The 10,708-nt window shown below is 66.8% G+C and carries 8 protein-coding genes and 1 pseudogene; all 9 read right to left on the bottom strand.

The annotated features are described in order from the left end of the window. A partial coding sequence (locus tag ACFPU0_RS14150) for an aldehyde dehydrogenase family protein (protein ID WP_377693711.1) occupies positions 1-788 on the bottom strand: 788 nt, incomplete at its 3' end. 166 nt (positions 789-954) lie between these two features. Next, on the bottom strand, positions 955-2,481 hold the full coding sequence (locus tag ACFPU0_RS14145) for an APC family permease (RefSeq protein ID WP_377693709.1): 1,527 nt from the start codon (positions 2,479-2,481) through the stop codon (positions 955-957). A 108-nt stretch (positions 2,482-2,589) separates the two neighbouring features. After that, entirely contained in the window at positions 2,590-3,630 is a 1,041-nt protein-coding gene (locus tag ACFPU0_RS14140) for a heme-dependent oxidative N-demethylase family protein (protein WP_377693708.1), read from the bottom strand. A gap of 13 nt (positions 3,631-3,643) precedes the next feature. After that, a complete protein-coding gene (locus tag ACFPU0_RS14135; protein WP_377693706.1) occupies positions 3,644-4,612 on the bottom strand; it encodes a PDR/VanB family oxidoreductase in 969 nt (322 codons plus the stop codon). Beyond that, entirely contained in the window at positions 4,609-5,211 is a 603-nt protein-coding gene (locus tag ACFPU0_RS14130; RefSeq protein WP_377693705.1) for a dimethylamine monooxygenase subunit DmmA family protein, read from the bottom strand. The genes ACFPU0_RS14135 and ACFPU0_RS14130 overlap by 4 nt, the downstream gene beginning before the upstream one ends. A gap of 256 nt (positions 5,212-5,467) precedes the next feature. Next, positions 5,468-6,919, bottom strand: a complete 1,452-nt coding sequence (locus tag ACFPU0_RS14125; protein ID WP_377693704.1) for a sigma-54 interaction domain-containing protein — start codon at positions 6,917-6,919, stop codon at positions 5,468-5,470. After that, positions 6,916-8,049 (bottom strand): PAS domain-containing protein, encoded by a 1,134-nt coding sequence (locus ACFPU0_RS14120; RefSeq protein ID WP_377693703.1) that lies wholly within the window; start codon positions 8,047-8,049, stop codon positions 6,916-6,918. The genes ACFPU0_RS14125 and ACFPU0_RS14120 overlap by 4 nt, the downstream gene beginning before the upstream one ends. Positions 8,050-8,401: 352 nt before the next feature. Then, positions 8,402-10,213, bottom strand: a complete 1,812-nt coding sequence (locus ACFPU0_RS14115) for a monovalent cation:proton antiporter-2 (CPA2) family protein (RefSeq protein WP_377693702.1) — start codon at positions 10,211-10,213, stop codon at positions 8,402-8,404. A gap of 97 nt (positions 10,214-10,310) precedes the next feature. Beyond that, positions 10,311-10,700: pseudogene (locus ACFPU0_RS14110) on the bottom strand (isochorismatase family protein); the annotation flags it as partial. Positions 10,701-10,708 lie beyond the last annotated feature (8 nt).

Here is a 10,708-nt window from a genome sequence, read left to right as displayed (position 1 = left end):
GCGTCGATGTCGGCGTCGTCGAAGATGATCACCGGGGCCTTGCCGCCCAGTTCCATGTGCATGCGCTTCACGCTGTCGGCGGTGCCACTGATGATGCGGCTGCCGGTGGCCACCGAACCGGTGAGGGAGACCATGCGCACCTTCGGGTGGGTCACCAGCGGCTCGCCGACGCTCGGGCCCCGGCCGAACACCAGGTTGACCACGCCGGCGGGGAACAGCTCATTGATGAGCTCGGCCAGCTTCAGCGCGGTCAGCGGGGTCTGCTCGGAGGGCTTGAGCACCACGGTGTTGCCGGCGGCGAGCGCCGGGCCGAGTTTCCAGGCGGCCATCATCAGCGGGTAGTTCCAGGGCGCGATGGAGGCGACCACGCCGATGGGGTCGCGGCGGATCATCGAGGTGTGGCCGGGCAGGTATTCGCCGGCGGCGGAGCCGCTCAGGCAGCGGCTGGCGCCGGCGAAGAAGCGGAACACGTCGGCGATGGCCGGCAGCTCGTCGTTGAGCGCGGCGGCGTAGGGCTTGCCGCAGTTCTGCGATTCCAGGCGGGCGAGTTCCTCGGCGTGGGCGTCGATCTTGTCGGCCAGTTTCAGCAGCAGGCCGGCGCGCTCCTTCGGCGGGGTCTGCGACCAGGCCGGGAAGGCGGCATCGGCGGCGCGCACGGCGGCGTCGACCTGGGCCGGGGAGGCTTCGGCGATCTCCACCAGGGCGGTGCCGAGGGAGGGGTTGAGCACGGCGAGGCCGGGGCCTTCGCCGGCGACGAACTGGCCGTTGATCAGGAGTTTGGTTTGCATGGGGGCGTCCTCGCGTTTTGCCCCCTCTCCCTTCAGGGAGAGGGTTGGGGAGAGGGCTGCGCATTTATCCGGCAGCCGCGTGTTCTGGGCCTGGCACCCTCTCCCCCGGCCCCTCTCCCTGAAGGGAGAGGGGAGAAAAGCCGGGGAGAGGGTGGAATGGGCTGGCTTACTGCGCCGGCACGCCGACGACCTCAGCAGCCTTTGGGGCGGACTTGGAGAACTTCCAGGCGTCGCCGGCCGGGGCGGTGCCCTTGTCGTAGGGCTTGGCCAGCAGCATGTAGAGGAAGCCGGCGCCCATTACCACCACTGTGGTGAGGATCATCGAGTAATTGATGTACCAGGCAGCGTCCGGGCTGCGCGGCCAGACCATGTTGACGATGGCGCCGACGCCATAGACCAGCGCGGCGATGTTCACCAGCGGGCCCCAGCCGCCGAGGCTGAACTGGCCGCTCGGGCGCCAGCCCTTGGCACGGGCGATGAGCGCGGCGATGACGATCAGCTGGAAGGCCACGTAGATGCCGATGGCGGCGAAGCCGACGATGGTGGCCACGGCATCGGCCATGAACAGGCCCAGGCAAACGATGGCAGCCGGTACCACGCCGCTCACCACCAGGGCGGTGGACGGTACATGGTTGGCGGACAGACGCTTGAGGAGGTTGCTGCCGACGATCATCTCGTCGCGGGCGTAGGCGAACAGCAGGCGGCTGGCGGCGGCTTGCAGGCTGAGCACGCAGGAGATGAAGGAGACCATCACCACGGCCATCACCAGTTTCGAACCTACCGGGCCGAAGGCGTTGGCGAGGATGGTGGAAACCGGGTCGGTGTCTTCGCCGGCGATCACCTTCTGCATGTCCGGCACGGCGAGGATCAGCGCCAGGCAGGCGAACATGGCCGCGGCGCCGCCGATGTAGATGGTCATGCGCATGGCCTTGGGAATGCGCTTGCCGGGGTTGGGGGTTTCCTCGGCGACGTCACCGCAGGCCTCGAAGCCGTAGTACTGGAACAGGCCGGCCAGGGAGGCGGCGAGGAAGGCCGGCAGGTAGGAGCCGTTGACGTTGATCTCGAAGGTGTCGAACAGCACGCTGAACGGCTGGTGGCGTTCGAAGAGCAGCAGGTAGCCGCCCACCAGGATGGCGCCCACCAGTTCGCAGAGGAAACCGAACATGGCGACCCGCGCCAGCAGCTTGGTGCCCACCAGGTTGAGCGCGGTGGACAGCAGGATCAGGCCGAGGGCGATGTAGATATTGGCGTTGGAGTTGGCTTCGAAGCCCAGCATGGCCGCGAGGTACGGGCCCGCGCCGACGGCGACGCCAGCGATGGTCGCGCAAAGCGCCCAGGCGTAAACCCAGCCCACCATCCAGGCCCAGCGCTTGCCGACCAGGCGACGTGCCCAGGGATAGACGCCGCCGGAAATCGGGAACTGCGAAACCACTTCACCGAACACCAGGCACACCAGCAACTGGCCGAGGCCGATCAGCAGGTAGGACCAGAACATCGGCGGGCCGCCGGCCGCGAGGCAGAGGCCGAACAGGGTGTAGACGCCCACCACGGGCGACAGGTAGGTGAAGCCCAGGGAGAAGTTCTCCCACAGGCCCATGCTGCGTTCGAAGTTGGAGCTGTAGCCGAGCGCCTTGAGTTGCTCGGCGTCTTGATCGATTGGAGCGTTTGCACGCGCAGCAGATGAACCACTCATGTCTTGTTTTCCTCATTTGAATGGCAGTCTTTGCATGGCCGGCGGGTTGATGTCCGCCGGTGCTCATTGAAGAGCTCTTGTTGTTATGGGGTGAAGCGTGATGCGGACTTATCCGGCCTTGGCCACCTCCTCGTCACGGCCATCGTCGTACTGCGAGAGCCACTCGACCGCGGCATCGCGGTAGCGGGTGAAGCCCTTGTAGTCCACCAGTTCCTGGTTCAGGGACTTGAGCACGCGGTGCATGCGCTTGGCCCAGGCCGGGTTGGTGGCGATGTCTTCCAGGTTCAGCAGGTAGGTGCGAATCGGGAAGACGATGGCGTTGCTGCGCGGCAGGCGGTGCAGCGGCTGCAGCTCGATGCGCAGGTAGACCAGCCTGCCGGCGTTCTCGGCGGTCACGGTGGTGCGGTCCGGCGCCCAGTCGGGCAGGCTTTCGGCGGATACATCCAGGCGCGGGTTGACGGTCAACGACCAGTTCAGGCGGCGAACGGGGTGGCCGCAGCGCAGGCGCAGGAGGAACTTCAGCGCCCGGTCGAGCATGCCGGTTTCCTTGACCAGCGGTACCGGGCCGTGGAACTCGTGCCAGGCCATGCCGAGGTTGAAACGCAGCGAGTAGTCGGCGCGCTGGGTGGCGATGCCGGCGCCCCAGTAGAGGGTACCGTCGCGCTCTTCCTGCAGCACCCAGTCGCCCTGGGCCTGGCGGGTGATGTATTCCATCGGCTCGTAAGGCAGGGTGGAGGTATCGCCGAAGGTGAAGGTGTCGTCGATGTTCAGCAGCTTGTTGGTCCAGTGCCAGCGGGTGCCGTCCTTGTCCAGGGTGAAGTACTCCGGATAGTCCTTCGCGTAGGACTCCATGATCAGCTCCAGCAGGTCCCACTGGGCTTCCATCATGTGCGGCGCCGAGACGTAGTGCATGCCCGGGTCCTTCGCCAGGGTGATGGCGCGGTCGCGGCATTCGCTGATGTAGTGCTCGTCGATATCGAACACCGCCTTGAGCGCGCCGTCGCCGACGGAAACGTGCGGCTCCAGGTTCATCGAGTACATGTACTCGTCGTCCGGGAAGGGGAAGGGCGCGCGGGCGATGCACTCGGGGCTGTTCGCGTAGGTGTAGTCGTCGCGGTAGGTTTCGTCGGGTCGGAACTGGATGGTCATGGTCGTTCTCCGTTCAGCGGTCGATCACCAGCCGCGAGCACTTGGCGCGCGACACGCAGGGCATGATTTTCTTGTTGGCGGCCTTGTCCTCGTCGGACAGCCAGTCGTCGGTGTGGAGGATCTCGCCATCCAGCTCCAGCACCTCGGTTTCGCACATGCCACAAGCGCCGCCGCGGCACAGGTAGGGAATCTCGTGGCCGGCGGCCTCGGCGGCTTCCAGCAGGCTCTGGTCGGGGGAGACTTCGATCGTCGCGCCGCTGCGGGCGAGGGTGACACTGAAGGCTTCGCCGACGCTGCCCTGCTCGAGGAAGCGCTCATAGTGGATGTGGCTGTCGGTCCAGCCCTGGGCGCGGGCGCTGTCGATGGCGTCCTGGATCATGGATTCCGGGCCGCAGACGTAGAGGTGGCTGCCCAGGGGACGGTCGGCGAGCACGGCGCCGATGTCCAGGCGCGGGTCGATGTCGCTGCGATACAGGTGCACCGCGTCACCATACTTGCGGACCAGCTCCTCACCCAGGCGCGCGTGCTCGGCGCCGCGCACCGCCAGGTGCACTTCGAAGGGCGTACCGCGCAGGCGCAGTTCGGCCAGCTGCGAGCAGACCGGGGTGATGCCCACGCCGCCGGCGATGAACAGGTGCAGGCGCGCATGCTTGCTCAAGGGGAAGAGGTTCACCGGGCGGAGGATTTCCAGCACGTCGCCCTCGTTCACCGCCTCGTGCATACGCTTCGAGCCGCCGCGCCCATCCTCGACCCGGCGCACGGCGATCTGGTAGGCGCTGGAGTCGTAGGGCGAACTCATCAGCGAGTAGGCATTGCGGTAGGCGCCGTTCTCGTGGGGGATCAGCACCACCACGTTGCTGCCGCCGGAGAAGGGCGGCAGGTGGGAGCCGTCGGTGGAGACCAGGGTGAAACGCTTGATTTCCGGGCTGACGGCTTCGATGTGGGCGACCCGCACATTCAGGGTTCCGTTGCTCAGGCTCATGTGTCCAACTCCTCGGCGGCCGGCAACTCGCCGGGGACTTCGGCATCGGCCTTGACCGCCTGGAAGGCGGCCAGGCGGCGGGAATAGTGGTCGCGCACCACCAGCATCTGCTGGCATCCGGGGCACTGGAACACGCGCTGGGTGACGTTCTCGGTGTAGCTGTCGCAGTGCACGCACCAGACGCGGCGGACGAAGCTGCCGGCGTGCTCGCGCAGCACCTCGTCGCCGTTCATGTCGTAGCGGGTGGCGGCCTGCATGGCGGTGCCGATGAAACTCTCCGAGCCGGAGAGGTAGAGGCGGGTGCCCATGCGGGCGTCGCCGAGGATGCGTTCGAGGTCTTCCACCAATGCCTGGTTGCTCGGGTAGACACGCAGTTCGGCGACGTCCCGCTGCTCGAGTTCGGCGAGAAAGTCCTGGCCGGAGAAGGATTCCCGGGAGTAGAGCAGGGTGACGTTCAGGCCCTGTCCGGCCATGTCGTCCAGCAGCCGCAGCATGGCGCGCCCGCCGCTGCCCTGGCCGGCGACCAGGTGGCGGTTACCGCCGGGGAGAGGGCGCAGCTGGTCGTAGACCGGCCGGCTCTTGATACCTGTGATCAGCATTGTTGTTTTTACCTCCAGAGCTGCCGGGGCTCGCTGGCCCGGCTTCTATGCGATGACCCACTCAGGTGGATGGGGTGCTTTGCCTGGAGCACATGCTGTGCCAACTCTGTAACACATTGAAAATAAAGAAATTTGCAATTCTGGGAAGGGTGAGGTGTAGGCAGAAATGAATGGTGCTGTAGGCATTCTTGCAGCGCTGGGCGGGTAGTCGGGGGCGGGAAAAACGCAGCGCTGGCACATCCCTGTGCCGGGTGGCTCAGTCGCGTTGCAGCTTGCGGATCAGGGTGCCGATGTCGATGCCCAGTTGCTGGGCCGCCTTGCGCTTGCTGCCCTGGCTCTGCACGGCCTGGAGGATGAGCTGGCGCTCGAAGCGCTGGACCTGGGCCTTGAGGTTGCCGCCGGCGTCCTCGCTGGCCGCCACTGCGGCGTCCGGCTCCAGGGGGGCGGCGGGGCGCACGAACACCGGGGTGGCCAGGCCCAGCAGCTCCGGTGGCAGGTGCTGCTCACCGGCCTCGTCGTCGGCCAGCACGGCGAGCCGCTCGAAGATGTTCACCAGCTCGCGGACGTTGCCGGGGTAGCCGTAGTTCATCAGGCGCTGGCGGCAACCGCTGGACAACCGCAGGGTCGGCTGGCGGTCGCGGTTGATGCGCATCAGCAGGATGTCCATGAGCACCGGCAGGTCTTCCAGGTGCTGGCGCAGCGGCGGGATCTCCACTGGCAGCACCGCCAGGCGGTAGTAGAGGTCGGCGCGGAACTCGCCGGTTTCCACCAGGCGCCGCAGGTCCTTGTTGGTGGCGGCGATCACCTGCACCTGGACGGTCTTGGACAGCGGCGAACCCACCGACTGGATGCTGCCGTCCTCGAGGAACTTGAGCAGCTTGGCCTGCACGTGCAGGGGGATCTCGCCGATCTCGTCGAGGAACAGGGTGCCGCCCGAGGCGCTTTCGATGTAGCCGCGCTTGCCGCCCTGCAGGGCGCCGGTGAAGGCGCCGCGCTCGTAGCCGAACATTTCCGACTCGAACAGGCTTTCCGGGATGCTGCCGCAGTTGACGTGGATAAAGGGCCGGTCGCCCCAGCCGGCGGCCCGGTGGATGTGCCGGGCGATGGCCGTCTTGCCCACCCCGGGTTCGCCCAGCAGGAGCAGCCGCGCGCGCCGCCGGAACGCACGCACGCCGGTATCGGCGATGCCGGAGAGCAGGGGGGACAGGTGCAGGGCATTGTCCTGCGGGTCGCCCAGCCCGTTGGTTTCCGCGGCTGGAAAGGTCGGCTGCGCGCCACGGCGCTGGCTTTCCCGGCCCTCGAAGTCGCGCTGCACCAGCAGCGTGTAGGTTTTCTCGTAGGCGCCGGTGGGGACCGCCTGGGTGCTGGTGAGAAACATGCGGCCATCGCGGGAGCGGGTCAGCGCAGAGTTGCCGCCGCGTCCGATGGCTTGCTGGAAGTCCTCGAAGCCCAGGGCCGAGCGCTGGAAGAACTCGGCGTTGGGCAGGCCCACGGCTTCCTGGCGCGACAGGCGGTTGATCCGCTCGGCGGCAAGGTTGAGGAAGCGCACGCGGGCGTCGCCGTCACAGAGGATGATGGCTTCGTTGAAACTGTCCAGCAGGACATGCAGCGCCGGGGTTTCCAGCAGCGCGGAAAGCACCTCGCTGCTGACGTTCACCGAGGAGCGCATGCCCATCTTCAGGGAGGGCAGGAAATTCTTCTCGATCATGGATGCAACTCGTCGCTGTACCGGGGCGCGCGTTCCGCCGCGCGCAGCACCGCCACCTTCCAGGCCACACCCTCCTGCATGAGGATGCGCGAGCAATGCACGTTGAACTGCTGCATGCGACCGCTCAGGTCGGGCAGGTGCAGGCTGTGCCAGGTGCGTTCGGGCAATGACTTGTCCAGCAGGGCCTGGGCGATGCTGGCGCCCTGGGTGATGCCGAAGGTGCTTTCGAAGGCGGCGTTGCGCCATTGCGGCTGGAACGCTTCATCGATGACGACCACCGCATCGGGTACCGCGTCGAAGACCCGGCGCAGGGCGTCGATGCGTTGCTCGGCATCGTGCTGCATGCGCAGTTCCTGGCTGACGTCGCGGATGCTGCCCCACATTCGCAACAGATGGCCGTTCTGGATGCTGGCGCGCACGTCGTTCTCCACGTAGGCGGGGGAACCGTCGTGGCGGCGGTCCACCGAGAGCGCGCCGTCGACGCAGAAGTCGGTTTCCACCAGGCGGCGGACGAATTCCTCGTTGGCGGGGCTGCGCGGCCAATAGAGGCGCACCGGCTGCTGGTTGAAGTCGACGTCGGCGGGCATCTCGTAGACCTCGGCCATGGCGCGGTTGCACATGCGCCAGTGGGAGCGGTTCTCGAACACCTGGCGAACGATCTCGTCGGGCGTCTGGGTGATGTCCACTGGCTCGGCCCACTCGATGCACCAGTAGGCGACCTTGGCGCTGTAGAGCATCTGGCTCATGACTTCGTTGGCGTTCTGTTGCTCGCTCATGCGGCGGCTCAGGGAGCCCAGCGGCATCTTGATCAGGTGCAGGCGGGGCGAGGGTGTCGCGCGCCACTCCAGGATGCCGTTGGCGAGTACCGGCAGCAGGCCGCCGCTATGACGGATCAAGGTCAGTTCCAGCTCCTGCACGCGCTCATCGGCCGGAGGATTGGCGAAGAGCTGGTGCAGGGCACGTACCGAGTCGGCTGTATAGACCTGCTCGATGCGCAGGCCCTGAAGCTCGTCCGGTGCGTAGCCGAGCTGGTCGCTCAGGCTCGAGGAGGCGTGCAGAAATTGGCCGTTGACCGAAAGGGTGGTGGAAAGCAGCAGGCCGCGTTCGGCCAGCAGGTGCAATGTGTCCATGTCGATTCCAGGAAAACTGTGCGGGATTCGGCGTTCAGCCCGCACATTGCGTGCCAGCCGCCCATGGACAGGAGGGACGGGGCCTTCAGCCGGAAGAGAAGTGCGAGTGCTGCATTTTTACAGCGCCTTTGCGCATCGCCACAGCACCTCCGGTCGGATGGTGGCCGGAGCCCGGCATTCGATCGGGGCGCAGCGCGGGAAGGTTTGCGGGTACCACTATCGCCGCCAGCGCTTGCAACGTGATCGCGGGCCGCACCGTCCCGCACTTCCGGGGATTGCTCGCGAAGGGGGGCGTTCGCGAGCAGAGCTCGCTCCTACATGGTTTAGCCCCCAGAAGGAACAGGGGAGGGCGCTATTTCACGCCCTTGTCCTCGATCAGGTCGGCATCGAACAGGTGCTCCAGTTCGGCGCGGGCCTCGCGGGCGGTCTGGATCACTGCGGCGTCGTCGTCGTAGACCTTGTGCTGGGCGGCCAGCACTTCTTCGTCGTGGCGATGGAAGCGGCGGATGCGGGCATTGGCCTGGTCCTCGTCGAGGCCCAGGCCGAGCAGCGCCTGGCGGCTCATCTCCAGGGCGGAATGGAAGGTCTCGCGCACCGGCACCGCGCCGAGGTCCAGCAGGCGGTGCACATGCTGGCGATTGCGCGCACGGGCGATGACCTTGACGTGCGGGAAGTGGCGCTGCACCAGTTCGGTGACCTTGAGATTGGTCTCCGGGTCGTCGGTGGTGACGATGAAGAATTCGGCCTTGTCCACCTTCGCCGCACGGAGGATTTCCGGACGCAGCGGGTCGCCGTAGAACACCGGCATGCGGCCCAGGCTCATGCTGCGGCCGTAGTCGACCATTTCCACCGCGGTGTCCAGCGCCACGTAGTTCACCCGCTGGGCGCGCAGCACCCGGGCGATGATCTGGCCCATGCGGCCCATGCCGGCGATCACGACCCGTGGATCGTCAGTCTCGATGTTCCTGTATTCCGGCGGCACTTCTACCGGTGCCGGCCTGGCCTTGAACAGGCGGAACAGGAACAGCACCAACAGCGGGGTGACCGCCATGGACAGGGTGATGGTGAGGACCAGCAGGTCGTGCAGGCGCGCGTCCAGCAGGCCATGCTCGCGGGCCAGCTTGAACACCACGAAGGCGAACTCGCCGCCGGCCGCCAGCACGATGCCCAGGCGCAGCGCCTGAGCGCTGTCCAGGCCGCCGGAGTAGCGGCCGATCAGGTAGAGCAGCGGCAGCTTGATCAGCACCAGGATCAGGGTCATGCCGATGACCGACAGCGGCTCGCTCAGCAGCAGGCCGAGGTCGGCGCTCATGCCCACGCTGATGAAGAACAGGCCCAGCAGCAGGCCCTTGAAGGGCTCGATATGGGATTCCAGCTCATGGCGGTATTCCGAATCCGCCAGCAGCACACCGGCGATGAAGGCGCCCAGGGCCATGGACACCCCGGCCAGCTCCATCAGCCAGGCGGTGCCGATGACCACCAGCAGCGCGGTGGCGGTGGATACCTCCCGCAGGCCGGTCCTGGCCACGATGCGGAACACCGGTCGCAGCAGGTAGCGTCCGCCGATGATCACCGCCCCCACGCTGCCCACCACCTTGAGCAGATTGACCAGGGTGTCGCGGTCGGCCTCCAACTCGCCGGTGCCGGCGATTACCGGCAGCAGGGCGATCAGCGGGATGGCGGCGATGTCCTGGAACAGCAGGATGGCAAAGGCCAGGCGGCCATGGGGGCTGGTCACTTCCTTGCGCTCGGCCAGCAACTGCAGGCCGAAGGCGGTGGACGACAGGGCCAGGCCGAAGCCCACCACCGCTGCGGTGTTCAGCGATTGCGCGAAGACCAGCCAGGCGACCGCGCCTATGGCCAGACCGGTCAGCAGCACCTGGGCCAGGCCCATGCCGAACACGGAGTGGCGCATGACCCAGAGGCGCCTGGGCGACAGTTCGAGGCCGATGATGAAGAGCAGCAGCACCACCCCCAGCTCGGACAGGTGGCTGACGTTTTCCGTGTCGCCGATCAGGCGCAGCACCGACGGGCCGATCAGCACGCCGGCCAGCAGGTACCCCAGCACAGCCCCCAGTTGCAGGCGCTTGGCCAGGGGCACCGTGAGGACGGTGGCGAACAGGAAAATCACTGACGCCTGCAGCAGGCTGCCGTCGTGGGGCATATGTCACTCCTTGGTGGTGGTGCGGTGGGCGACATCTTAGAGCAGGGTGGAGCGATGGGGCAGGGTGCCGCGCCAATACGACGCGGCCCCCTGTGGCTCACTTGGCGGTGAGGGTGCTGTAGCTGGTGATCAGGTTGCGGTAGTCGGGGATGTGGGCGGAGAACAGCGCGGCCAGGCCTTCGATGTCGTTGCGCCAGTCGCGGTGCAGTTCGCAGGCCACGCCGAACCAGGTCATCAGCTGGGCGCCGGCGGCTTCCATCCGACGCCAGGCGGCGTCACGGGTGATTTCGTTGAAGGTGCCGGAGGCGTCGGTGACCACGAACACGTCGAAATCTTCCTCGATGGCCGAGAGCGCCGGGAAGGCCACGCAGACTTCGGTCACCACGCCGGCGATGATCAGCTGCTTCTTGCCGGTGGCCTTCACCGCCTTGACGAAGTCCTCGTTGTCCCAGGCGTTGATCTCACCCTTGCGCGCCACGTACTGGGCGTGGTGCA

The sequence above is a fragment of the Pseudomonas sp. GCM10022186 genome (genome assembly GCF_042656385.1).
Classification (GTDB): Bacteria; Pseudomonadota; Gammaproteobacteria; order Pseudomonadales; family Pseudomonadaceae; genus Metapseudomonas.
This window is presented reverse-complemented; position numbering and strand designations above follow the sequence as displayed.